We start from the raw sequence: 22,927 nt of genomic DNA on the forward strand, positions 1-22,927 counted from the left end.
CTGAAGGGGGGTATTTGCACTGCTGCACCCTGCCTTTATCATCTTGCCCCATTACTATCAAGATGAAGGATTCACCATGCGGCCTGCGCACCTCAGTTCCATCCTCGACAAAGAATTTCTCGGCACCTTGCAGGGCTTCCACACACCTGTGATGCTGTGGGGGCCTCCGGGTGTTGGCAAATCCCAGATCGTGGCACAAATCGGGCAACGTCATCATGTCCCGGTGCTCGACATCCGTCTGTCGCAAATGGAACCCAGCGACCTGCGCGGCATCCCTTTCCGTGAGCAGGGCATGGTGGAATGGGCCATCCCGTCCATGCTGCCGGATGCCCAGCGCCACGGCACACAAGGCATCCTGTTTCTGGATGAAATTACTTCTGCCGTTCCCAGCGTATCGGCTGCCGCCTACCAGTTGATCCTGGATCGGCGACTGGGTGATTACCGCGTACCGGAAGGTTGGGCCATTTTCGCCGCAGGCAACCGCCAAGGCGACCGGGGTGTGACGTACACCATGCCTGCCCCGCTGGCTAACCGCTTTTCCCACTTTGAAGTCGACCTGAACCTGGATGACTGGGTGGCATGGGCTTATAAAAACAACATCGACGAACGCATCATCGGTTTCCTGCGTTTCCGCCCGGAACAATTGTTCAAGTTTGACCCGGCACACAATCCGGTAGCTTTCCCAACCCCGCGTTCATGGGAATTTGCCCACCGTGCCCTGCAAAAGTTTGCCGATTCCCCTGCGCTCTTGCTGGGCACGTTGCAAGCCTGTGTTGGCCCGGCTGCGGGGATTGAGCTGAAAGCCTTCGTCGACAGCCTCGACCAAATGCCTGATCTGGACGCCATCCTGCGCGGTGAAGACATCAAGGCTCCCAAGGAAGTGGACTTGCAATACGCCGTTGCTTCCGCCCTGGTAGGCCGTGCCATCCGCGCCCGTGGTACAGCCGATGCTGCCAGCAGTTACGGGCACATCCTCAATTACGCCAAAGCCTTTCCACTCAAGGAAATGGGGGTCATGCTGGTATCTGACATGCTGCGGGCAGTTGGGGACGAGATTTTTGCCCTCCCGGAATTTGCCCAGTGGGCGCAGTCGATCGGGGACATTATGCTGTATGACTGATGCTAACTTTGACCTCAAAGCCATCGAAGACAAGCTGGTTGCCGCCCGCACCAGACTGATCCTCGACAAGCCGTTTCTGGGCGCACTGGTGTTGCGCTTACCCTTGCAGGCTGCCAACCCGGCCTGGTGTCCCACTACCGGCACGGATGCCCGCAAGTTCTATTACAACCCCGAATATGTGCAGGAATTGCTCACTGACGAAGCCCAGTTTGTACTTGCCCACGAAGCCCTGCATTGCGCCCTGTCGCATTTCGCCCGCCGCCAGCACCGCGTCAAGCACCGCTGGGATCTGGCCTGCGATTACGCCATCAACCCGATCCTGCTGGCAGACGGCCTCAAACCGCCTCCCGGCATGATCATGATGAAGGAATACGTCGGCATGTCCGCCGAGGAGATTTACCCGCTCCTCAGCGACAATGACATGACCGAAACCCTCGACCAGCACCTGTACGACAAGGAAAACAACCCCAGCGAAGGCAGCCAGAACAGCAGCGAAAACCCGCTGGATAACCGTGACCGGCAGGAGGAACCACCACCGCCAAAAGATGCCGATAGCAACACCACCCCACAGCAGCGCGATGGTTCCAAAGGCACGAGTCAGCAGCAGGAATTCGATGAACAGGCCAACGGTAGCGGAGAACCTCCCCCGCCCCCCCTGAACCAGCAGGAAGCAGACGACCTCAGCGTGCAATGGCAACAACGGCTGGCGGGCGCTGCCCAGCAAGCGCAACAGGCAGGCAAGCTCAGCGGCATCATGAAACGGCTGGTGGAGGAACTGCTGCAACCGCGTCTGCCCTGGCGCACCCTGCTGGCACATTACATGACCGCCGTCGCCCGTGATGATTACAGTTACACCCGCCCGTCTTCCCGGCGTGGCGACCCGGCCATTTTCCCCACGCTGAAAAGCCACCAGATCAATGCGGTGGTGGCGCTGGATGTGAGTGGTTCAGTCACAGACAAGGAATTGCAGGATTGCCTGTCGGAAATCAACGCCATCAAGGGGCAAGTGCGGGCTGCCGTTACGCTGCTGGCCTGTGATGCCGAGATTGTGCAAGGCTTTCCGCAACGTTTTGAGCCGTGGGAAGAAGCCACCCTACCGCAAGACATGCCGGGGGGTGGCTCGACCGATTTCCGCCCGGTATTTGACTGGATACAACAACAGGATCAACCACCGGACATCCTAGTGTATTTCACCGACGCACAAGGGATATTCCCCACGCTACCAGCCAGTTTCCCAGTGATTTGGCTCGTCAAGGGCAAAACCAGAGTACCGTGGGGAACCCGTGTACAGCTCAACTGAAGCAGACGCTTATGGCACAGCCACAACTTGTGGAATCAGGTTCATGCCACCCTCTATCCCCTTGCTGGGCTGGGTGATGCGTATCTGGTGTTGCATGGCGGTTTCAATGTTCCCCGGCAAACACAGACCACGATAACCCTGGATTGCTGTCATTGCCGCCACCCTGTTGTCATACTGGTTAGCCATCAGCCTGTCTGCATATTGCTGTTGCAGGCTGTGAATCACCGGGCGGGTTTGGGCGTTGCCCGTGTTTTTATCAACCAGTTGCTGTTCGCATTCATCATTCGCATGTTGGACACCTGCCAAAATGAACTGCTGCCATTCTGCACTATTCACCGGCTCTGCCTGCAAACCGGAAAGCTTCAACAACTCCTGATAGACCCCCTCCTGATTGGCTGTATAATCAGCCAGTTGTTGCGGATCAGCCGTCAGTGACCCGTTGCTGCCCAACAGGCCATTGACCGAGGAACAACCCGAGAGTAGCACTCCCGCAGCAACACCCCACAGAACACGAGATCCAACAGTCAAAAAATTTACTTTATTCATGATAAAACCGAACTCCCTGTCGCTTTTTTTCCAAATGAAGAAACGTTTTATAGTATTGTTTTTTATCGAAGATAACGTGAAACAAGCACAATATTTTTCTATACAGGATTAAAGAAACAACCAGCATGATCTCCAGAAAAGCAACCGACCTGTTGGCACTGGCCAAAGCTGTTATTGACACGGAAATTGCTGCACTCAGCGCATTGCCAGAGCGGCTGGACACTGATTTCCTGCACGCCTGCGAAGCCATTCTGGCCTGCAAAGGGCGCGTCATCGTCACTGGCATGGGCAAATCCGGGCATATTGGCAACAAGATTGCAGCAACACTTGCCAGTACTGGCACTCCGGCCTTTTTCCTGCACCCCGGTGAAGCCAGTCACGGTGATCTGGGCATGATCGTCAATGGTGATGTCATCATTGCCTTGTCAAACTCCGGTACTAGTGAAGAAATTCTCGCCATCCTCCCCGTTATCCGCCGTCTGGATGTCCGCATCATTGCCATGACAGGCAATCCGACCTCGCCACTGGCACAGGCCGCCGATTTCCATATCGACACTGGCGTGGACAAGGAAGCCTGCCCACTGGGGCTTGCACCCACCTCTAGCACCACGGCAGCCCTGGTCATGGGTGATGCGCTGGCTGTTGCCCTGTTGGAAGTACGAGGCTTTACTGCCGAAGATTTCGCCCGCTCCCACCCGGGTGGACGGCTGGGCAAACGTCTGTTGGTGCACGTGCGAGACATCATGCATACTGGCGACCAGATTCCGCGTGTCACCCCAGAGGTCAGCCTGCAACAAGCCATTCTGGAAATGACCCGCAAAAAGATGGGGATGACCGCCGTTACCCGCGATGACGGTACACTCCTAGGCATTTTCACCGATGGTGATTTGCGCCGCTCGTTTGAAAAAGGGCAAAGCCTACAAGAACAACCGATTAGTGCCATGATGACGCACCATTGCCAACAAATTGCACCGGATAGCCTTGCAGTGGAAGCCCTCAACCAGATGCAGGCACACGCCATCACCGTTTTGCCGGTCGTGCAGACTGGGCGCATTACCGGTATCATCCACATGCATGATCTTTTACGAGCTGGAATTGCCTGATGTACCCTTTTGACACTATTCCTGATGCTGTACTGCAACGCGCCCGTTCAACCCAACTGGTCATTTTCGACATCGACGGGGTACTCACTGATGGCAGCCTGTTTTTCGACAATCAGGGGGAAGAATACAAAGCCTTCAATTCCAAAGACGGGCACGGTATCCGCATGTTGCTGGAAAGTGGCCTGGAAATGGCGCTGATTACCGGGCGGCAATCCGAACTGGTATTACACCGCGCCGACAACCTCAAAGTACCGCGCAACCGCATTTGGCAAGGCTACCGGGACAAACGCCCCGCCTTTGCAGATTTGCTTGCCCAGACGGGTCTCAAACCGGAAAACATTGCCTACGTCGGCGATGATGTAGTGGATCTGCCGGTCATGACGCAAGTCGGGTTCGCCATTGCCGTCAATGATGCCCATTACTACGTCAAGCAACACGCCCACTGGGTCACGCAAACCGCTGGCGGGTGTGGGGCAGCCCGTGAAGTCTGCGAATTGCTGCTGCACGCCCACGGCAAATTACAAGCCAAGCTGGCAAGCTATCTGGCATGAAACACCTGCTGACACTGATAGCGGCTCTGCTCATCATCCTGCTGATTACCCAACTGGAAGATTACCTTGGGCAAACCGACATCAGCCGTTTGACAATGGAAAAAGACCAGATTGACTACTATCTGGCAGATTTCTCGGTCATGGCTGTTGCCAGCGATGGTACGGTCAGCTACGAACTGGCAGGACGCCACCTGTCCCACTGGCAAGCACAAAAACAGAGCCTGATCATTGCTCCGCAAATCCGGGGAGAAGGCAAAACTGCCGACGAACGTCTCCAGTTACGCGCCGATGAAGCCCGTATCGACCAAAACACCCGCATCGCGGAACTGGATGGTAACGTACAGGTTCTAAAACCGGCATCAGGCCAGCAAGAGGAATTCAGACTGCAAACAGCCCGCCTGAGTTACAACATGCAAAGCCGTGAAATCTTCACCGCTGAGCCTGTTTCCATCACCAGCCCGTCCGGTACTATGCAATCAACCGGGCTGGCAGGTAAACTGGACGAAAATTTACTGAGATTCAATGCCAATGTCCGTTCAACTTATCAAGTCAACCAATGAATGGCTACTGTGCTTGCTGCTGGCAAGCGTTTCTCTTCCGGCTTACGCACTCAAGTCTGACGTGGAAGAGGTTGTGCAGATTGAAGCCAACTCTGCCGTGTTCGACAAAGCAGCAGGCACTGCCACCTATGACGGTAACGTCATCATCCGTCAGGGCACACTGGAAATTCTGGCTGCGCACATCGAGATCAACGCCCCCGGCAACGAAATCCACAGCATTGTTGCCACCGGCACGCCCGTCAGCCTCAAACAGAAAATGGACAACGGCAAACTGGTGCAAGGCAAAGCCAGCAGCATCCAGTATCTGGTCAAGGACAAACGCTTGATCATGACCGGCAATGCCGAGCTCATGCAGGATCAGGATCGTTTCGCCAGCAACCATATCGAATACCTACCTGACAGCGGGCAACTGAAAGCAGGTGGCACAGGCAAATCAGGCCGCGTGTCAGCGGTTTTCTACCCCACCAACAAAGCTGAATGATGAATACCCTCGCAGCTCGCAACCTGCAAAAAAGCTACAAGAAACGCCAAATCCTCAAAGGTGTGGATTTGCACGTCAACAATGCCGAAGTTGTTGGTTTGCTGGGGCCAAATGGCGCAGGCAAAACCACCTGTTTCTACATGATTGTTGGGCTGGTCGGGCCTGACGGCGGACAAGTCCTACTCAACGACAAGGACATTACCAGTGCAGCCATGCACGAACGCGCCCGCGAAGGTATCGGCTATCTGGCACAGGAAGCCAGTATTTTCCGCAAACTGACGGTTGCCCAAAACATCATGGCAGTGCTGGAGATGCGCAAGGATCTCAGCCAAGCACAACGGCAAGACAAGGTTGACAGCCTGCTGGAAGAATTCCAGCTTACCCACTTGCGCGACAGCCAGGGCATCAGCCTGTCCGGTGGAGAACGGCGTCGCGCCGAAATCGCCCGTGCACTGGCAGCCGAACCAGCCTTCATCCTGCTGGATGAGCCATTTGCCGGGGTTGACCCCATTTCCGTCTTGGAAATCCAGAAAATCATCCGTCATCTGGTAGCCCGCAACATCGGTGTCCTTATCACCGACCACAATGTGCGTGAAACCCTCGGCATTTGCCATCGCGCCTACATCCTCAGCGAAGGCAAAATACTGGTGGCTGGTACACCTGACGAAATCCTCCATAACGAACAAGCCCGTCGCGTCTATCTGGGTGAAAACTTCAAACTTTAAGCCCGCCCAACATTTCCGCAGACCAACGCATCTTTGCACCGCGAAATGAATGGAGTAGTATGAAACCATGAATAGAGGTTTCATACACACGGCAGACAGCCAAAGGAATAACAAGAATAATGCTTAAACAGGGATTTGATCTTCGGCTGGGTCAAACACTTTCTATGACCCCTCAATTGCAACAGGCTATCCGCTTGCTGCAACTGTCATCGCTGGAACTACAAAACGAAATACAACAGGCACTGGAAGAAAACCCCCTGCTGGAAATTGCCGAAGAATATCCAGAAAACGCTGCTACCAGCATTGCTGAATCTCCCAACCATGATGAAACAGGCAAAATAGAAGCCACCGAGGACTTTGAAACTGGCAACGACACTGCCCCAAGCATGGATCAGGACATCCCCGATGACCTCAATCTGGATGCTGATTGGGAAGACATCTACGATACCCGCAGCAGTAGCCATAACGAGGGTGGTGGTGACAACAGCGGTTTCCTTGAAAACCAGGGAGCTGCCGATATAGCCTTGCAGGAACATCTGTTATGGCAAATCCGCATGAGCAACCTCACCGCCATCGACAAGCAAATTGCCGATGCCATCATCCGTTCGTTGGATGAAGCTGGTTATCTATGCGACTCGCTGGAAGACATTTTTACCTTACTCAGCCAGGAACTCCCGATTGAACTAGAAGATGTCGAGGTCGTCCTCAAGTTTATCCAGCACCTTGATCCTATCGGGGTTGGTTCCCGTGACCTGCGGGAATGCCTGCTGGTGCAACTGGCAGCGCTGCCCGAAAGTCGGCTCTTGTACAAAACTCGCCAACTGGTTGAAAAAAATCTGGACTTGCTGGAACGGCGCGACTATAAAGAAATACAGAAGAGACTAAAAATAGAACAAAATGAACTGGAGGAGATGATCCTGCTACTACGCAGCCTGCAACCAAGACCAGGGAGTGCGTATTCGGCATCTTCTCCTGATTATGTTGTTCCTGACGTGTTTGTGCGCAAGATCAAAGGACAATGGGTGGTTACGTTAAATGCTCAAGTGACCCCGAACCTGCAAGTCAACCAGTTTTATGCTGACCTGTTGGGGCAGGCAAAAAGTGACGCTGACACCAGCTATTTCAAGAATAACCTGCAACAGGCACGTTGGCTGATTCGTAGCGTGGAAAGCCGCAACACCACCCTGCTGAACGTTGCTAAAGCAATAGTTGATCGTCAGGCTGCTTTCATGCAATATGGAGATCAGGCCATGAAGCCGCTTGTACTCAGGGATATTGCAGAAGAGTTAGAAATGCACGAGTCCACCATCTCCCGCGTTACCACCAACAAATACATGCACACCCCGCAAGGTGTATTTGAACTCAAATTCTTTTTCTCCAGCCAGATCGACACCGATACCGGCTCCAGTTGTTCATCAACCGCAATCCGCGCCATGCTGAAAAAGCTGATTGCAGAGGAGAGTTCCGCATCCCCGTTAAGTGATAGCCAGTTGACCAACATGCTTAAACAGCAAGGCATCAACGTGGCACGGCGCACTGTCGCCAAATATCGTGAAGCAATGTCCATCCCTTCATCCCATGAACGGAAAACATTGGTTCCGTGCTGAACCATCTCCCCTGCCAAGGCGCCTGAGCGTCAGGCAGGAGAGTGGTTTCTACCATGACCTGAAAAAAGGAGCTTGCATATGCAATTAGAAATCACTGGTCATCATCTCGAAGTGACAGACTCCATGAGTACTTATATTCGTGAAAAGTCTGACCGCCTCAAGCGCCATTTCGACAAGGTAATGAACATCCATTTTATTTTGGAAGTCGAAAAGCAGCGCCACAAGGCGGAGGCTACCCTGCATGTCAGTGGTAATCACATCTTCGCCGATGCCCACGCCGAGGACATGTATGCCGCCATTGATTCCCTAGTCGACAAGCTGGACCGCCAAATTGTCAAACACAAGGAAAAACTGAAAAACCATCATCGTCAGGAGTCAGGTCATATGGCTTCAGCGGTTGCTGCGGACTGATCCATGGACATCCTCTCCCTCTTTTCCCCGGAACGTATAGCCTGTGAAACGGAAGTTTCCAGCAAAAAACGCGCGATTGAGCGGCTCGCCACCATGCTAGCCAATGCCCAGTCAGGCATCAGCACTAAAACCGTCTTTGATGCCTTGATCAACCGGGAAAAGCTGGGGAGTACCACATTGGGGAATGGCGTTGCCATTCCCCATGCTTGCCTGCCAATTTCCAAACCGTCTGCTGCCCTGTTGCTGTTGCAGGAAGGCATCGGGATGGATGCACCAGATAAAAAGCCCGTACAGTTGTTTGTCGCCTTGCTGGTTCCTAATAACCGGGAAAGCAGTCATGCCGATCTTATCACTGAACTTGCGGGCGTATTGCAACACAAATCCACGATGGAACAGCTTGAACAGTTGCACAGTCCCTCCAGTTTGATGGATTATCTGGCTGTCCTGTTTTCCCCTCCCGAACAACGTATCGCCGCCTGACGCCCGATTATGCAGCAAATTGTCATCATCAGCGGTATGTCAGGAGCAGGTAAGAGTTTCGCCCTGCATACGCTTGAAGATAATGGTTATTACTGTATCGACAACCTGCCCTCACAATTACTGGAAGCGCTGCTGGGAACTGCCCAGATAGCACGCCAGCCTTATCTGGCTATTGGCATTGATATTCGCGGGGGGCGCGATAGCCTGCTGGATACACCAGGCATTATCAAGCGTATCCGCCAGCGCGTTCCCAACACCCAGCTTGTTTATTTGTATGCTGATCAGGAAATCCTGCGCAAGCGTTACAACGAAACCCGTCGTCGCCATCCACTGGCTGGTGAAATACAGGAACTAGACAAGGCCATCGCACTGGAAACATCGCTTATGGCTCCTCTGGCTGCGGATGCCGACTTGCGGGTGGATACGTCTCACACCAGTGTATACGAACTGGGGCGAATGCTGAAAGCGCGTATCTGCCAGACAGAAAACCGCCATTTTTCACTTATGTTTCAGTCATTTGGCTTCAAGAATGAAGCCCCTTCCGACTCGGATTTCATGTTCGATGTCCGTTGTCTGCCCAATCCCTACTGGGTTCCAGAATTGCGTACCCTGACCGGACGGGATGCCGGGATTATTGAGTGGCTGGAAACACACGATACCGTGCAACAGATGTATGCCGACATCCGTGACTTTCTGAATCGTTGGCTGCCATCTCATGACAACAATTGCCAACGTGCCTACCTGACCATATCCATTGGCTGTACTGGTGGTAGACACCGCTCCGTATACATCACGGAAAAACTCTACCAACACTTTCGCGCGGCATTGGGCGAAAGCGTGATCTTGCGCCACCGCGAACTCAATTACATGCGCTAAATCAGCGCAATACTGCAAGGGGGAAAGTGCTGCATTGCGGCAACACTCCCCTGTAGTCTTATTTCGTCTGGTTATGCACGGCATCTGCTAGCAAATGCACTGCCATCGCGTAGTAGTTGCTGCGATTGTAACGGGTAATCACATGGAAGTTTTTGTAACCCACCCACGGTTCTTTGTACCCACCTGGTACAGTACTCAGCGCCAACAAATGTACCTGACCGCCTGAACCACGTCCGTATTTGGGTACGACCCCCATGTTGTGCAAGTCTGCCATGGAATACTTGACCTTGAAACCATCCGGCACATTAGCATAGGTATCGGAACTGACTTGCGCAGGCACTGCGACCTCACCCCCCGGCTGCCAGCCGTTCTTGGCAAAGTAATTGGCGACGCTGCCGATCGCATCCACCGGATTCCACAAATCACGTACACCATCACCGTTAAAATCGACAGCAAAAGCATGGAAGCTGCTTGGCATGAACTGACCATAACCCATTGCCCCAGCATACGAACCTTTGGGAGCCAAAGGATCCATACGCTCGCTGCGGGTCATCAGCATGTAATTTTCCAGTTCTTCAAAGAAAAACTGGCTACGGCGTTGATTAGTAATGGCGGAAGTAGCGAGGGCATCAATCACACGGTGCTTGCCCAGAATGCGCCCCCAACGGGTTTCCACTCCCATGATGCCCACAATGTATTGCGCAGGTACGCCATATTGTTGCTGGGCACGCTGCAAATGCGGTGCATACTGGTTCCAGAATTCCACGCCACGGCGAACATTGGCTGCATTGACGAAACGGTCACGGTAAGCGTGCCAGCCCTTGGGCGTACCGGGGTCGGAACTGGCATTAGCCCACAAGCGGGCTACATCATCCCGGTTACGCACCTGAGAAAACACCCCATACAGGTAATTGCGGTCAAAACCACGGGTACGCGCCAGATTCTCAATAAAACCAATTAACTGGGCATTACCGGCAAAATCCCCGCTTAAACCGGCAGCAGAATAATTACCAACACCCTGTCCACCATAACTAACCACCTGCGGCTGCTTGTCACCTTGCGACGATGACTGACTTTGTTGCTGCTGTTGCTGCTTTTTCGGTTTGGCGACAGTTTCCCCCTCACTGTCCTTTTGCGGAGCCTGACTACACGCAGCCAAACCTGACACCAGCACTACCGGCAATAAATACTGACACACACTCTTCGACAGACGCATCCAATCCTCCTGTTATAGACACGATAATAAAAAAACGGAAACACACACTTCCGCCCTTATCCCGAAGATAAATAATACCCCAATATACCGACTAATTGGCAAAATTTACGAAATTACCTGCTTCTTCCATAATGGGGGGGAACTGGTTGGTCACAGCATCGCCAACCGTCACAGGGTCAGGTGAGCTAAAGGATGGAAAGCGCCAGCCACCCGGCATATACCCCATATCAGAGGGTGCATTAATCATTTTGTCCCATACATCTCCGGTAAAATCCGTATAGAAATCAGGCCAGATATAGCGGGTATCTCCCCACGGCTTAACTTCTTTTTTCTGCGGCTGTGGCGGGACGGGAGGACGCATGGCGTAAGGCGACATACGATTCATGGCATAGGGATTGTAATAATTCTGCGCATAAGGGTAGGCATAGGACTGCACCGGATAAGCGTAGTAATTCCCATAGGAGCTATAAGGGTAGGCTTGCTGCTGCTGTATGTATGCCTGATTCGGAAACTGCAAACCACTTTGCCCTATTCCAGGGTACTGCATCTGATTGCCAACCTGACTACTGGGTGGAAAGGTCAAGGCTTGCGGCTGCGCTGCTATTGAAGGCTGTACAGGTATGCTGGCAACAGGTTGGGGTGGCAAAGCAGTTGTTTGCCCCGGCATCAAGCCCAAGCCTTCAGAAGTACCCTCTGCCTGTGATGCCCCCGCAGCCAGTGACAGGGCAATTATCAGGCTGCCTTGTAATGTTTTCATAAGTCTGATCCACATAAACTATCTATGCGACCTAGAATAACAGAAAAGCATTCGGGCAATCATAATCCCTTTGGCTAGAAAGCCGCACGGATGGCTTTCATGATTGGCCTGCGTTGCCCTTCAGGCTGTTCCGGGCGGTAATCCAGTTGCATACTCCAGATCATCAACCCGCCCAAACCGGCTTTGCGCATGTATTGCACTTTCTCTTGCACAGAGCGTTCATCATTGAAAGAGACGAACATGTCTTCCTTTGAACCAGGCTTGTCAATTTTCAGGTAGGGAACCTTGGCGCTGTCATCCCACTGGTAGTATTCCGGTTTGTAATACTTTTTCAGTAGGTCAGCATAACTTTCCTTAGGTACATCTGGGGAGGTCATGTAATGGCGCGGCTTTGCTGCCAACATTCCCCAACTTTGGCGTGGTTCCGATACGCCCCCAATCCACAAACGTGTTTCAAGATTGATACCCAACCCCAATTTGTGACGAGGCAACCCAGCCTGCTGGCAGGCTTCCACCTCTCGTTCAACTGAAGCTACCTTTTTGTCAGTACCTGCATAGACATCCTTGCCGCTGTACAAGGCAGAATCGTGCCAAGTCATGTCTTCCCAAGTGCTGGCCATGTCATACAACATCAGGTTAATCTGGTCGAGCTTGCTTTCCAGCCCCGTCAGTACCGCACAATCACGTCCAATGATCGCCACCATCAGCAAGGGTTTCGCCGATAAGGGCGGCTTGTAGGACTGCATGGCAGCATGGAGTTCATTGACGAAAGCCACGTAGCCCGGATTTCCGGCTTTTTCCTTGCCCCATTCGGTCAAGGGCTCTAGATCGACATCAATACCATCGTAACCTTCGCGCATCACCGCAAGTAGACCATTCACCAACGCAGTCCTAGCTGAGGCATCATTCACCACTTGCTGGTAGTTGGTTATCCAGCCACTCAACCCCAGCAAAATCGGCACCCCCTGCTGATGGGCTTCCCGAATAGCGGCTGCACGATTGGCTGAAGAAAACAGGTTGGCATCAAAATCAAGGCTACCGTCGGGTTTGATGCTTATCGAGTTGTGTACCACATGAGTCAGCATTTTCCAGTCTTCCGGTTCCATGAAGGGCATACTGCCACCCTGCCCTTGCGCATAAGCCGGGATGTAACCTGTCACCCAGGGTTTGTCTGCCTGCACCTGACAGGCATACGTCACCAAAGTAAACAGGGATAACACCGCCAATTGCTTTATGGATACACCTTGCTGTTTGCCTGACATCACGAATCTTGCCTTGATTGGAAAAATATTGTCTTTATAGACAGACTGGCACAGATACGCTGGTATTTATGGGATGCAAGGCAACAGAAATATTCTATTCGGTAATAATGGAAACTTTTCGGTCACGACGTTTGGGACGAAAGTACGTGCTGTTCTGGTAAAACGCCAGCATGTCATTATCCCACCACCCCGGAACCCCCAATATGGGTAAAGGCGTCAGGTAATCGGGTTCCAGCAAGCGTGACGTGCTCAGCGCATTGGCGACCATACGGTCAATCTGCGCCTGTTGCACTGCCAGCGGTTTATCGAAAAAACCGCTATTCACTTCCAGCAGCAAGGCATGAGCTGTCACCCCGACATAAGGCGTCAGCATCTTTTCCAGCATGGCATGACCAATGATGAAACAGCCAATCTCCTTGCCCCACGCCGCACGTTCCTGCCAAAACAAGGTTTCCCAGGAGAAACCCTGCACCAGTTGTAACAATTCACGCCGGGTTGCCACCAAAATGACCCCACTTTCATCCAGAATGGTCAAGGCATCACGTTGCGGGGTACGTGGTTTGCCTTGCGTGCGAATATCTTGCGCGTGCAAGGCATTGATCATGACTTTGGTGTGCGAATACACACCCCAGATCAGGGAGTTAAAGAAATCATGCCAATTGGGGCGGGTAGCGACGATGCCATGCTGAAAAATCCGCTCCTCGTAATACAGCTCAGGGAACGGCAAGGTGTCATCCTGCGGCAGGAAACAAACCGGCTGACCCGACTGCGCACATAATCCCTGTGGCAAAATACCGCCCAGATGCCCGCAGGCAGGCCAGTTATCCCATCCCTGCCAGCAGCGCACGTTTTGTAACTGCTGAAAACAGGGATGCAGGTCGGCAAATGCCGAGTTCCAAACATCAGGCATGGGGATTTACCCCACCCACACCCGCGCATTGCGGAACATCCGCAGCCACGCACCATCATCACCCAGCACGCCATCTGGCTTCCACGAATGTTGCACAGCACGGAACAGGCGCTCAGGATGCGGCATCATGATGGTAAAACGTCCGTCAACGCTAGTCACACCCGTAATACCCAACGGTGAACCATTCGGATTTTCCGGGTAATGCTCGGTCGCATTGCCATAGTTATCGACGTAGCGCAACCCCACCAGCCCTTCCGCCAGCACGCTTGCTGGAGCCACATCGGCATCGAATACTGCACGCCCTTCCCCATGAGCCACCGCAATCGGCAAGCGTGAGCCGTCCATGCCTTGCAGGAACAGTGAAGGTGATTTCAGTACTTCAACCGCTGAGTAACGGGCTTCAAACTGCTCGGAACGGTTACGGTAGAAACGCGGCCAGTGCGCTGCTCCCGGAATCATGTCGCGCAACTGCGAGAACATCTGGCAACCATTGCACACCCCAAGGCCGAAGGAATCCTCGCGGGCAAAGAATGCTGCAAACTCGTCGCTGGCACGCGGATTCATCAGGATGGTTTTCGCCCAGCCACCACCAGCGCCCAATACGTCACCGTAAGAGAAACCGCCGCACGCCACCAGCCCCTTGAAGTCCTTCAGGCTGACCCGCCCACTGATAATGTCGGTCATGTGTACGTCGACAGCCCTGAAACCAGCACGGTCAAAAGCAGCAGCCATTTCCACCTGCCCGTTGACCCCCTGCTCACGCAGGATAGCCATTGCCGGGCGCACCCCTGTCCTGATGTAAGGTGCAGCCACATCCTTGTCTGCTTCATAACTGAGACTGAACGGCAAGCCAGGGTCTTGTGCATCATCCAGCCGCACAAACTCCTGCGTGGCGCAATCGGCATTGTCGCGTAACGCCTGCATCCGGTAGCTGGTTTCCGCCCAGATTTTCTGCAAGGTCGCACGCGGTGCGCGGTAGACGGTTTCATGCCCAAACTGGATCACCAGTTCATCGCTATCATTCAACTCGCCAAACACATGCGTGCAATGCCCCAGACCAGATTCGCGGAAGGCTTCCATCACGGCATCGGTATCGCAATGCCGTACTTGCAGCACCGCGCCCAGTTCCTCATTGAACAGTGCAGGCAACAGACTTTCACTGAACTGGCCGATACAAGCCGTTACCCCGACATGCCCGGCAAAACTCATTTCCGCCAAGGTTGCCAGCAAACCGCCGTCAGCACGGTCATGATAAGCAACGATCAGGTTTTCGTTACGCAAATCCTGAATGGTGTCGAAAAATGCCTTGAGCGCATCCGGGTTATCCAGATCAGGCGCATGATGCCCGACTTGCCCGTAAACCTGCGCCAATGCAGAGGCAGCCAGGCGGTTTTTACCCTTGCCCAAATCCACCAGAATCAAGTCGGTATCCCCTTGATCCGTGCGCAATTGCGGCGTCAGTGTCTTGCGGATGTCCTGCACGGGTGAGAAAGCCGACACAATCAGGGATAACGGCGCAATCATTTCGCGGTTTTCACCCTCCTGTTGCCAGACGGTTTTCATTGACAGCGAGTCCTTGCCAACCGGAATAGCAAGCCCCAGACGCGGGCACAGTTCTTCCCCAACCGCTTTCACGGTATCAAACAGGGCAGCATCTTCACCGGGATAGCCAGCCGCTGCCATCCAGTTGGCAGACAAGCGGATGTTGCGAATATTGCCAATCTCCGCAGCGGCAATATTGGTAAGCGCTTCGCCAATCGCCATACGCCCGGAAGCCGCCGGATCAACCAGTGCTAGTGGGGTACGCTCACCCATCGCCATCGCTTCACCGAAGTTTGTGGTGTAATCGGTGGCGGTAACTGCCACATCCGCAACAGGCACTTGCCACGGCCCGACCATCTGGTCACGCGCCACCATGCCGGTCACAGTACGGTCGCCAATGGTAATCAGGAAGGCTTTGGAAGCGACTGTCGGCAAGCTCAAAACCCGTTCAACAGCATCTGCCAGCTCAACCCCGGATAAATCCACTTCCGGCTTGTGGAATGTCTGATGATGCACATCACGCAGCATTTTCGGTGGTTTGCCCAGCAACACGTTCATCGGCAGGTCGACCGGGTAGTTGTCGAACAGGGAATCACCCACCAGCAATTGCTGTTCTTTCGTTGCTGTACCGACGACGGCATAAATTGCACGTTCCCGTTCACACAAGGCGCGGAAGGTATCGAGACGCTCTTCGGCAATCGCCAGTACATAGCGTTCTTGCGACTCGTTGCTCCAGATTTCCATCGGCGACATGCCCGGCTCATCATTGGGCACGGTACGCAACTCAATGCGCCCGCCACGCCCAGCATCGTTGATGATTTCGGGAATAGCGTTGGAAATGCCACCTGCACCCACGTCATGGATGGACAGGATCGGGTTGTCAGCCCCCAGCGCCACACAGCGGTCGATGACTTCCTGACAGCGACGCTGCATTTCGGGGTTGCCACGCTGCACGGAGGCGAAATCAAGGTTTTCTGCACTGGTTCCGCTCGCCATCGACGAAGCTGCTCCACCACCCAAACCGATCAGCATCACCGGGCCACCCAATACTACAATCGGCGTACCTTCCGGCAAGGCGTGTTTCTGGATGTTGCCGTCGCGGATATTGCCCATCCCCCCGGCAATCATGATGGGTTTGTGATAGCCGCGCAGTTCCGTGCCTTTCGCACCGGGAGCCTGCATTTCAAAGGTGCGGAAATAGCCCGCGATGTTGGGGCGACCAAATTCGTTGTTGAAAGCTGCCGCGCCAATCGGCCCTTCCAGCATGATGTCGAGGGCGGAAACGATACGGTCAGGCTTGCCGAAATCCTTTTCCCACGGCTGCTGGTAGCCGGGAATACGCAGGTTGGACACCGAAAAACCGCACAAGCCAGCCTTGGGTTTGGAACCGTTGCCGGTTGCACCTTCGTCACGGATTTCACCGCCAGAGCCAGTTGCCGCGCCGGGGAAGGGGGAAATGGCTGTCGGGTGATTGTGGGTTTCCACCTTCATCAACAGGTGCACCGGCTCGTTGGTGTAATGGTATTCACCGGTTTTTACGTCGGTGAGGAAACGGGTAGCCAACGGACCTTCGACAACCGAAGCGTTGTCCTTGTAGGCGGAGAGTATGCCTTCCGGGGCGTGCTGATAAGTGTTGCGGATCATGCCGAACAGCGACTTGGGCTGTTCCTGTCCGTCGATAATCCAGTCGGCATTGAAAATCTTGTGGCGACAGTGTTCCGAGTTGGCCTGCGCGAACATCATCAGTTCCACATCGGTCGGGTTGCGCCCCAGTTCGGCGTAATTCTCGGCAAGGTAATCAATTTCATCCGGGGACAGCGCCAAACCCCAGTCCACATTGGCTGTTTGTAGGGCTGCTACAGCATCACCGGAAATATCCAGATGGCGCAAGGGTGCAGGCTCGGCTTCACTGAACAGAACTACGGCATCCTGCATGTCAGACAGCACCATTTCGGTCATGCGGTCATGCAGCAACTTGGCAAGCTGGGCACGTTCTGCGTCAGAGAGCGCCATGCTGGTTTGCACATCGTAGGCAACGCCGCGCTCAATCCGCTCCACCCAGTTCAAACCACAGTTGTGGGCAATGTCGGTTGCCTTGCTTGACCAAGGCGAAATCGTGCCGACCCGAGGGGTAACGAGGAACAGGGTTCCGTTGAAAGCATGGCTGCCTTGCACTTCTTCGTAAGTCAGCAGTGTTTGCAAACGAGCGAGTTCATCTGCATCCAGTTCTCGAGATGTACGCACAAAATGCACATATTCCGCTTGCAGGCCAGTGACAACAGGCACGGCGGTTTGCAAAGCATCAAGCAGTTTGGCACGACGGAAAGCAGAAAGGGCAACGCTACCGGGGAGAATCAACATAATCAGGTCAACCAACGGGGCAGTTCATCAAGGCAGGTATGATAACGAAAAGCAGCAAGAAAATCCCCTCGTTACTTCCTGCAATCCCCGTCACGCCTGACAAGCAGAACCAATAAGCACGCGCGGGAACAGAAAAAGGCCGCCCGCAGCCAAAAACAAGGAAGAGAGGAGGAGGAGAGGAATATCCTTACACGGCTGCGGGCGTATGCAGGTGGTTCTCGCTAGGAGGAGGAGAGAGGAACAGAACCACGTGTGCTGCAATGCAACAAATCATAGGTATATCCGCCCACGCAAACAAGCTACTATTTTTCAACGCGATGGTTAGAAAAGCTAACCATGCTTAACAAGCTGGGCATTAGCCTCTTCTTTCAACCAGGCAACAAAGGCATCGACAGCAGGCCGAGATTCCGTTTGCTTGCGCCGCAGCACGTAATAAGCCTGATCCAGCCGCATCGGCAAATTGAACGGAATACACAACTTGCCTGCATCAATATCCAGTTGCGCCAAATGCTGGAGACTCAGCAAAACACCCTGTCCGTCGCCCGCCGCATCCAGTGCCAGTGAAACCTGATTGAAATGCAAGCCACGGTTTGCCTTTACCCCTTCCACACCTTGCAACGCCAGCCATGTCAGCCAGTGAGGATGCCCGGCATAAGCCGTATCGTCATGCAACAAGGTGTGATATACCAAATCGGCAGGGGTGCGTAAGGGATGAGGATGCCGGTCGCTAATCAGTAACGGGCTACATAAGGGCACTGCCCAGACAGGAAACAGTTTTTCCTCACGGCTGTCACCTAGCTGGTTCAAGCCAAACCGGATCATGACATCCACCCCATGCTGGCGAAAAGAAGCATCCATCAAGTGTTTGTCCTGGGGCAAATCACTATCCACCAACCCGGCATCACTGCTGATTTGCATGTCTACATCTGGGTAACGCTGTGAAAAACGGTGCAGACGCGGAACCAGCCACTTGGCCGCAAACGACGGGGCTGCCCACACCGTAATGCTTTCCCCTGCCCTGCTGCCACGCATCAGGCTAACGGCTTCTGCCAGACAATCAAACCCGGTACGCAATTTGGGCAAGGCAGCTTCTGCTCCCGCACTCAACGTAACGGCACGGTTATTGCGCTCAATCAGCGCAAATCCCAGAAAATCCTCCAGATACTTGATCTGGTGACTGATCGCGGCACGGGTAACATTCAATTCCGCTGCCGCCTTGGTGAAACTCAAATGGCGGGCAACAGCTTCAAAAGCACGCAATGCGTTCAAGGGTGGTAATTGCTGTGACATGATACAATGATGCCTGCATTTTGTTTTCAGGGAAAAGCAGCCCCACATCATACACGGCATTAGCATGAGTATTTACCAACAAAATTTAAGCATAGCCACCCACGGACGCGGCACTTACCACATTACCGACAAAATGGACGAACTGATCCGCCAAAGCGGCATCAAAACCGGCTTGTGCCATGTTTTCATCCATCACACCAGCGCATCACTGATCATTACCGAAAATGCCGATCCCTCCGTGCGGCAGGATCTGGAAACGATCATGCAACGTCTGGCACCTGATGGCGACCCGGCCTACCGGCATGATTATGAAGGGGATGATGACATGTCTGGGCATGTACGCTGCATATTGACCCATACCGACCTGACGATTCCGGTTACACGCGGACAAAGTGCTTTGGGGACGTGGCAAGGATTGTACTTGTACGAACACCGCCACGGGCATTTCCAACGCAAACTGACTGTCACTATCTACGGAGAATGATTACTTTCCACGTACCTTGTCGCGGTAAAACAGGTTCCAAGTATCGAACGGATAAATCTTGCCGTTCGGCTCAACAAAATGGGTGCAGGAACGTTTCACCGAGCCAATATCGAAGTCATATTTGTCCATGAATGCCATGATCACAATGCGGAACACGTTGTCGTAAGTCAGCCCCTCGCTCTGGATGCGCGGCAGGCAGCACAGCATGGTTTGCAGGTTTTCAGTAGTTTGTTCGCTGCACGCATCCAGCGAAAACAGTTTAAGGAAAGCGTCTTTCAACCCGGCACTTTTTTCAAAGGTAATGGTATTATCCACGCCTTTGAGCAGTTCTTCACGTGGCAGTAAACCTGTCACGGGTACGATTTCCCCACCCATTTTAATCCCGTAGCCGATGGCAATGTTTTCCGGGTGGCAAGGCAGCGGAATCATGTCTGTATCGCCAAACGGGTTATCCGCTTCAATAATTCGGGTACGGATTTCGCTCAATGTAATGCGCTTCTGCGGCTTGTCGCCCTCATTGCGCCCGGCATCCTGCACCGGTTGGAAAGTAATACCGCGCACGCATTGCCACTGCTGGGCAAAGTTGATGATCTCGCCAATTTCGTCATCATTCACACCCTTGCGGATTACGCACACCAGCGTGGTGGAAATGTTGTGTTGCTCCAGCCTTTCCAGTGCCTGCTGGCGAATCTTGCGCATATCCTGCCCGCGAATGTTTTGCAGCGCCTGCGCCTTCAGTGAATCAAATTGCAGGTAAACCTCGAAACCGGGCTTGAGGGTAGCAAGTTCTTCCACCAGATGCGGATCACGAGCAATGCGGATGCCGTTGGTATTGAGCATCAAATGGCGGATCGGGCTGGCCTTGAGGCGGCGCAGGATCTCCATCAGTTGCGGATGCAGGGTCGGTTCACCGCCGGATACTTGCACCAGATCGGGTTGCTGTTCACTCGCCAACAGGGTTTGCAGCATGGTTTCGATGTCTTCCATACTGCGCGGGTTGCCCATGCCGGGGGCGGAATTGGCGAAACACACCGGGCAGTGCATATTGCATTCGTCGATGATTTCAAACAGCGCCAGGCAGGAATGCTGTTCGTGGTCGGGGCACAGACCACAGTCGTGCGGGCAACCCTGATTGATCTCGGTCTGGAAGGCTTGTGGCATGTCGCCCGGTTTCAGGTATTCCTTGCAGCGCTTGTAATACTCAATGTCGGTGGAAATCAGCGTCTTTTGCACCCCGTGTTCATTACAGCGCTTCTGGTAGTAGACATTGCCATGCTGGAACAGGATTTTGGCAGGCACAACCGCGAGGCATTCCTCACACAACGATTGGGTCTGACCGTAGAAGATGTAGGGGCGGGCTTTATTCGACATCGGCTTGACTCCGGTTGAGCATGAGCAGCGCATACACCAGCAGCGCCAGACTGATCCAGTGGAACAGGTTCAGACCTGCCAGCACGGGTGGATAGGGCTTGAGGAATTCCCACGCGAAACGTTGCCCTGCATACACCAGCACAAACACGTAAAACCCCTGTCGTTGCCAGAAAACGGGCTGGCGCGGATAGCTGAGCAACAACACGGCGAGGAAAATCAGCATGGTGAAGGTTTCATACAATTGCACCGGATGCCGTTCGATGCCATCGCCGAAATCCACGCCCCACGGCAGGCTGGTTGCCACCCCGTAGGTGAAATCCGGCAACCCGGCGAGGAAGCACCCTACCCGCCCGACCGCAATCAGCAGGATCAGACCGGGGACAAAATACAGCCCGGTGGACTGGCGGATTCCGGCGAAATGTTTGAACACTTCCGCCGCCACAATCGCCCCGAACACACCCCCCAACATGCTTTTGGCAATACCACCCTGCCCGGCAAGGTATAGGTTGAGCGTGCCGAACGCGGTGCTGCCCGCCGCCAACCCCAGTAACAAAGCCAGCAGGTAATAATGGTGTTGGGACGAATGGCTAAGCCCCATTGGGAGTTGCAATGCATAACGACGGCGAAACCACCCACTGAGCAGCACCCCACTCAGTAATGCCAACAAGTCGAACACAAAGTGAATGATCAATTTGTACTACCCGGCGAACCGCAAACCGCTGCCCATACTGTCAACAAGCAGGCAGCCGCCACTGGCAACCAGCGGTACGGCAAACGCGGCCACCGCCACCAGCAACAACAATTCAGAGGCAGGCTTGTCTTTGCGCACGAAATGCCGTGCTGTCTTGAACAGTAGGAAACCTTCTGCTAACACCACCAAAGCATTCCAGAATGCCATCAACGGTGCATCCATTGCCGTAATCAGGAAAAATGCCCCGAACAGGAACAATATCAGCAAACCAGCTAGCCACAATAGCCAGAATATGACACCCCAGCCCAACGAATAGGTATTGCTGACCATGCTCAGCGACTCGCAGGCGATGCTACAGACTGTTCTGGAGCAGCAGAAGATGCGGGCTGCTTGTGAGAGGATGGTGGCATAAGCGTCGTTAATGCTACAGACTGTTCTGGAGCAGCAGAAGATGCGGGGGGCGACACCGGACGGGAATTGTTGGCATATGGAAGACTGGAACAACCCAATGCGAGCCAGATGGCAACTACGCCACCCATCAACCAAAACATGGACTTGGAAAATATCATGTCTTTTCTCTCCCCGTTATTAATGGGAAGAGTATGCGGCAAACAGGAAAAGCCTGCTATAGAAAATATAACCAGCCACATCCGTCAGGATTAACCTGACGGCAGGCTCACACTCCCTCAACACTACTCATGCCTTACAAAGTGATATAAGACAAAAACCCGACTTGGGCGAAATAAGGCAAAACAAGAACACCAGCACCCAACCAACGCAACATGCCACTAATGGAACAACTAGCTTTGGCAAACTGACACCACAACACAACCAATAATGAAACCTGCAAAACAGCCATTAGCATGGATAACGTTTGCGTAGAGTTATCCAGAGAGAAAATGGGATTTGCAAAAAAATTAGCAGTAACAAACAAACCACTTAAAAGCCACAAGGAAACAAACATGGCTTTTTGGCCGACAGAATAACGATAACGGTACAGCATTCAATCCCCTCTTCGCGACAACGCCAAAAACCCTTGACAGCGCAGCCACAAGACGGACTTTACAATACAGGAATTAGTTTTGAATCAAAAAGATAAACACACACACTCGCGACAGCAAGTAACCGACACGCCCCCAATCCTTTGGAAATCAGCACGCACTGCCAATCCAAAACAAGCCTTGTATCCTCAACCCGGTCTTGTATCAAACCCACGCGATTATTCTACATTAATTCGATCTATTATCAACAGGGCAAACCTTATTTGATAAAGTATTTTTAAT

At 53.4% G+C, this 22,927-nt stretch carries 23 protein-coding genes; 12 read left to right on the top strand and 11 right to left on the bottom strand.

Annotated features, from left to right (window positions below):
• Positions 1-76: 76 nt before the first annotated feature.
• Positions 77-1,120: an AAA family ATPase gene (locus B2U47_RS15620; RefSeq protein ID WP_296675053.1), complete on the top strand. Its 1,044-nt coding sequence runs from the start codon at positions 77-79 to the stop codon at positions 1,118-1,120.
• On the top strand, positions 1,113-2,420 hold the full coding sequence (locus tag B2U47_RS15625) for a DUF2201 family putative metallopeptidase (RefSeq protein WP_296675050.1): 1,308 nt from the start codon (positions 1,113-1,115) through the stop codon (positions 2,418-2,420). The genes B2U47_RS15620 and B2U47_RS15625 overlap by 8 nt, the downstream gene beginning before the upstream one ends.
• A gap of 9 nt (positions 2,421-2,429) precedes the next feature.
• Here the strand turns inward: B2U47_RS15625 and B2U47_RS15630 are convergent, their stop codons facing one another.
• On the bottom strand, positions 2,430-2,966 hold the full coding sequence (locus tag B2U47_RS15630) for a hypothetical protein (RefSeq protein ID WP_296675047.1): 537 nt from the start codon (positions 2,964-2,966) through the stop codon (positions 2,430-2,432).
• Between the two features lie 125 nt (positions 2,967-3,091).
• Between B2U47_RS15630 and B2U47_RS15635 the strand changes: the two genes are divergently transcribed.
• From B2U47_RS15635 to rapZ, 9 genes are all read left to right on the top strand, one after another.
• Positions 3,092-4,069, top strand: coding sequence for a KpsF/GutQ family sugar-phosphate isomerase (locus B2U47_RS15635; protein WP_296675044.1), 978 nt, complete (start codon positions 3,092-3,094; stop codon positions 4,067-4,069).
• Positions 4,069-4,620, top strand: coding sequence for a 3-deoxy-manno-octulosonate-8-phosphatase KdsC (kdsC, locus tag B2U47_RS15640; protein ID WP_296675041.1), 552 nt, complete (start codon positions 4,069-4,071; stop codon positions 4,618-4,620). The genes B2U47_RS15635 and kdsC overlap by 1 nt, the downstream gene beginning before the upstream one ends.
• Positions 4,617-5,180, top strand: coding sequence for an LPS export ABC transporter periplasmic protein LptC (gene lptC / locus B2U47_RS15645; protein ID WP_296675038.1), 564 nt, complete (start codon positions 4,617-4,619; stop codon positions 5,178-5,180). Before kdsC ends, lptC begins: the two co-directional genes overlap by 4 nt.
• Positions 5,149-5,661 (top strand): lipopolysaccharide transport periplasmic protein LptA, encoded by a 513-nt coding sequence (gene lptA, locus B2U47_RS15650; protein ID WP_296675035.1) that lies wholly within the window; start codon positions 5,149-5,151, stop codon positions 5,659-5,661. The genes lptC and lptA overlap by 32 nt, the downstream gene beginning before the upstream one ends.
• Positions 5,661-6,386 carry an LPS export ABC transporter ATP-binding protein gene (gene lptB, locus B2U47_RS15655; RefSeq protein WP_296675089.1) on the top strand — a complete coding sequence of 242 codons (726 nt, stop codon included), beginning with the start codon at positions 5,661-5,663 and terminating at the stop codon, positions 6,384-6,386. Before lptA ends, lptB begins: the two co-directional genes overlap by 1 nt.
• A 164-nt stretch (positions 6,387-6,550) precedes the next feature.
• A complete protein-coding gene (locus B2U47_RS15660; protein ID WP_414717823.1) occupies positions 6,551-7,993 on the top strand; it encodes an RNA polymerase factor sigma-54 in 1,443 nt (480 codons plus the stop codon).
• Between the two features lie 78 nt (positions 7,994-8,071).
• Positions 8,072-8,404 carry a ribosome hibernation-promoting factor, HPF/YfiA family gene (hpf, locus tag B2U47_RS15665; protein ID WP_296675029.1) on the top strand — a complete coding sequence of 111 codons (333 nt, stop codon included), beginning with the start codon at positions 8,072-8,074 and terminating at the stop codon, positions 8,402-8,404.
• 3 nt (positions 8,405-8,407) lie between these two features.
• Positions 8,408-8,884 (top strand): PTS sugar transporter subunit IIA, encoded by a 477-nt coding sequence (locus B2U47_RS15670; RefSeq protein WP_296675026.1) that lies wholly within the window; start codon positions 8,408-8,410, stop codon positions 8,882-8,884.
• A gap of 9 nt (positions 8,885-8,893) precedes the next feature.
• Positions 8,894-9,760 carry an RNase adapter RapZ gene (gene rapZ / locus B2U47_RS15675; protein ID WP_296675024.1) on the top strand — a complete coding sequence of 289 codons (867 nt, stop codon included), beginning with the start codon at positions 8,894-8,896 and terminating at the stop codon, positions 9,758-9,760.
• Between the two features lie 58 nt (positions 9,761-9,818).
• On the opposite strand, the gene mltB is transcribed toward rapZ, so the two are convergent.
• The 6 genes from mltB to gcvA form a co-directional block, all read right to left on the bottom strand.
• Positions 9,819-10,976 (bottom strand): lytic murein transglycosylase B, encoded by a 1,158-nt coding sequence (gene mltB, locus B2U47_RS15680; protein ID WP_296675022.1) that lies wholly within the window; start codon positions 10,974-10,976, stop codon positions 9,819-9,821.
• A 91-nt stretch (positions 10,977-11,067) separates the two neighbouring features.
• Positions 11,068-11,733, bottom strand: a complete 666-nt coding sequence (locus B2U47_RS15685) for a hypothetical protein (RefSeq protein ID WP_296675019.1) — start codon at positions 11,731-11,733, stop codon at positions 11,068-11,070.
• A gap of 74 nt (positions 11,734-11,807) precedes the next feature.
• On the bottom strand, positions 11,808-12,995 hold the full coding sequence (locus B2U47_RS15690) for a glycoside hydrolase family 18 protein (RefSeq protein ID WP_296675086.1): 1,188 nt from the start codon (positions 12,993-12,995) through the stop codon (positions 11,808-11,810).
• Positions 12,996-13,089: 94 nt separating this feature from the next.
• Positions 13,090-13,905, bottom strand: a complete 816-nt coding sequence (locus tag B2U47_RS15695) for a DUF3025 domain-containing protein (RefSeq protein ID WP_296675016.1) — start codon at positions 13,903-13,905, stop codon at positions 13,090-13,092.
• Positions 13,906-13,911: 6 nt separating this feature from the next.
• Positions 13,912-17,808: a phosphoribosylformylglycinamidine synthase gene (purL, locus tag B2U47_RS15700; protein ID WP_296675013.1), complete on the bottom strand. Its 3,897-nt coding sequence runs from the start codon at positions 17,806-17,808 to the stop codon at positions 13,912-13,914.
• A 330-nt stretch (positions 17,809-18,138) separates the two neighbouring features.
• Complete coding sequence (gene gcvA / locus B2U47_RS15705; RefSeq protein ID WP_296675010.1) at positions 18,139-19,098, bottom strand: transcriptional regulator GcvA; 960 nt, start codon at positions 19,096-19,098, stop codon at positions 18,139-18,141.
• A 64-nt stretch (positions 19,099-19,162) separates the two neighbouring features.
• Between gcvA and B2U47_RS15710 the strand changes: the two genes are divergently transcribed.
• Entirely contained in the window at positions 19,163-19,582 is a 420-nt protein-coding gene (locus B2U47_RS15710) for a secondary thiamine-phosphate synthase enzyme YjbQ (protein ID WP_296675008.1), read from the top strand.
• Here B2U47_RS15710 and B2U47_RS15715 read toward each other — a convergent pair whose 3' ends face one another.
• From B2U47_RS15715 to B2U47_RS15730, 4 genes are all read right to left on the bottom strand, one after another.
• Positions 19,583-20,953 (bottom strand): radical SAM protein, encoded by a 1,371-nt coding sequence (locus tag B2U47_RS15715; RefSeq protein WP_296675002.1) that lies wholly within the window; start codon positions 20,951-20,953, stop codon positions 19,583-19,585.
• Positions 20,943-21,644 (bottom strand): prolipoprotein diacylglyceryl transferase, encoded by a 702-nt coding sequence (locus B2U47_RS15720; protein ID WP_296674997.1) that lies wholly within the window; start codon positions 21,642-21,644, stop codon positions 20,943-20,945. Before B2U47_RS15720 ends, B2U47_RS15715 begins: the two co-directional genes overlap by 11 nt.
• Positions 21,645-21,650: 6 nt before the next feature.
• Entirely contained in the window at positions 21,651-21,974 is a 324-nt protein-coding gene (locus B2U47_RS15725) for a hypothetical protein (protein ID WP_296674995.1), read from the bottom strand.
• Positions 21,975-22,347: 373 nt separating this feature from the next.
• Positions 22,348-22,647, bottom strand: coding sequence for a hypothetical protein (locus tag B2U47_RS15730; protein ID WP_296674992.1), 300 nt, complete (start codon positions 22,645-22,647; stop codon positions 22,348-22,350).
• Between the last annotated feature and the right edge of the window lie 280 nt (positions 22,648-22,927).

Source organism: Thiothrix sp. UBA5583 (genome assembly GCA_002425225.1).
Lineage (GTDB): Bacteria > Pseudomonadota > Gammaproteobacteria > Thiotrichales > Thiotrichaceae > Thiothrix > Thiothrix moscowensis.

Bases quoted from the DNA above. Each gene is read 5' to 3' on its own strand.
- mltB (WP_296675022.1), bottom strand. From the start codon at position 10,976: ATGCGTCTGTCGAAGAGTGTGTGTCAGTATTTATTGCCGGTAGTGCTG.
- B2U47_RS15730 (WP_296674992.1), bottom strand. From the start codon at position 22,647: ATGCTGTACCGTTATCGTTATTCTGTCGGCCAAAAAGCCATGTTTGTT.
- lptC (WP_296675038.1), top strand. From the start codon at position 4,617: ATGAAACACCTGCTGACACTGATAGCGGCTCTGCTCATCATCCTGCTG.
- B2U47_RS15625 (WP_296675050.1), top strand. From the start codon at position 1,113: ATGACTGATGCTAACTTTGACCTCAAAGCCATCGAAGACAAGCTGGTT.
- B2U47_RS15690 (WP_296675086.1), bottom strand. From the start codon at position 12,995: ATGTCAGGCAAACAGCAAGGTGTATCCATAAAGCAATTGGCGGTGTTA.
- B2U47_RS15710 (WP_296675008.1), top strand. From the start codon at position 19,163: ATGAGTATTTACCAACAAAATTTAAGCATAGCCACCCACGGACGCGGC.
- B2U47_RS15725 (WP_296674995.1), bottom strand. From the start codon at position 21,974: ATGGTCAGCAATACCTATTCGTTGGGCTGGGGTGTCATATTCTGGCTA.
- rapZ (WP_296675024.1), top strand. From the start codon at position 8,894: ATGCAGCAAATTGTCATCATCAGCGGTATGTCAGGAGCAGGTAAGAGT.
- lptA (WP_296675035.1), top strand. From the start codon at position 5,149: ATGTCCGTTCAACTTATCAAGTCAACCAATGAATGGCTACTGTGCTTG.
- kdsC (WP_296675041.1), top strand. From the start codon at position 4,069: ATGTACCCTTTTGACACTATTCCTGATGCTGTACTGCAACGCGCCCGT.
- B2U47_RS15660 (WP_414717823.1), top strand. From the start codon at position 6,551: ATGACCCCTCAATTGCAACAGGCTATCCGCTTGCTGCAACTGTCATCG.
- hpf (WP_296675029.1), top strand. From the start codon at position 8,072: ATGCAATTAGAAATCACTGGTCATCATCTCGAAGTGACAGACTCCATG.
- purL (WP_296675013.1), bottom strand. From the start codon at position 17,808: ATGTTGATTCTCCCCGGTAGCGTTGCCCTTTCTGCTTTCCGTCGTGCC.
- B2U47_RS15630 (WP_296675047.1), bottom strand. From the start codon at position 2,966: ATGAATAAAGTAAATTTTTTGACTGTTGGATCTCGTGTTCTGTGGGGT.
- gcvA (WP_296675010.1), bottom strand. From the start codon at position 19,098: ATGTCACAGCAATTACCACCCTTGAACGCATTGCGTGCTTTTGAAGCT.
- B2U47_RS15635 (WP_296675044.1), top strand. From the start codon at position 3,092: ATGATCTCCAGAAAAGCAACCGACCTGTTGGCACTGGCCAAAGCTGTT.
- lptB (WP_296675089.1), top strand. From the start codon at position 5,661: ATGAATACCCTCGCAGCTCGCAACCTGCAAAAAAGCTACAAGAAACGC.
- B2U47_RS15685 (WP_296675019.1), bottom strand. From the start codon at position 11,733: ATGAAAACATTACAAGGCAGCCTGATAATTGCCCTGTCACTGGCTGCG.
- B2U47_RS15620 (WP_296675053.1), top strand. From the start codon at position 77: ATGCGGCCTGCGCACCTCAGTTCCATCCTCGACAAAGAATTTCTCGGC.
- B2U47_RS15695 (WP_296675016.1), bottom strand. From the start codon at position 13,905: ATGCCTGATGTTTGGAACTCGGCATTTGCCGACCTGCATCCCTGTTTT.
- B2U47_RS15715 (WP_296675002.1), bottom strand. From the start codon at position 20,953: ATGTCGAATAAAGCCCGCCCCTACATCTTCTACGGTCAGACCCAATCG.
- B2U47_RS15670 (WP_296675026.1), top strand. From the start codon at position 8,408: ATGGACATCCTCTCCCTCTTTTCCCCGGAACGTATAGCCTGTGAAACG.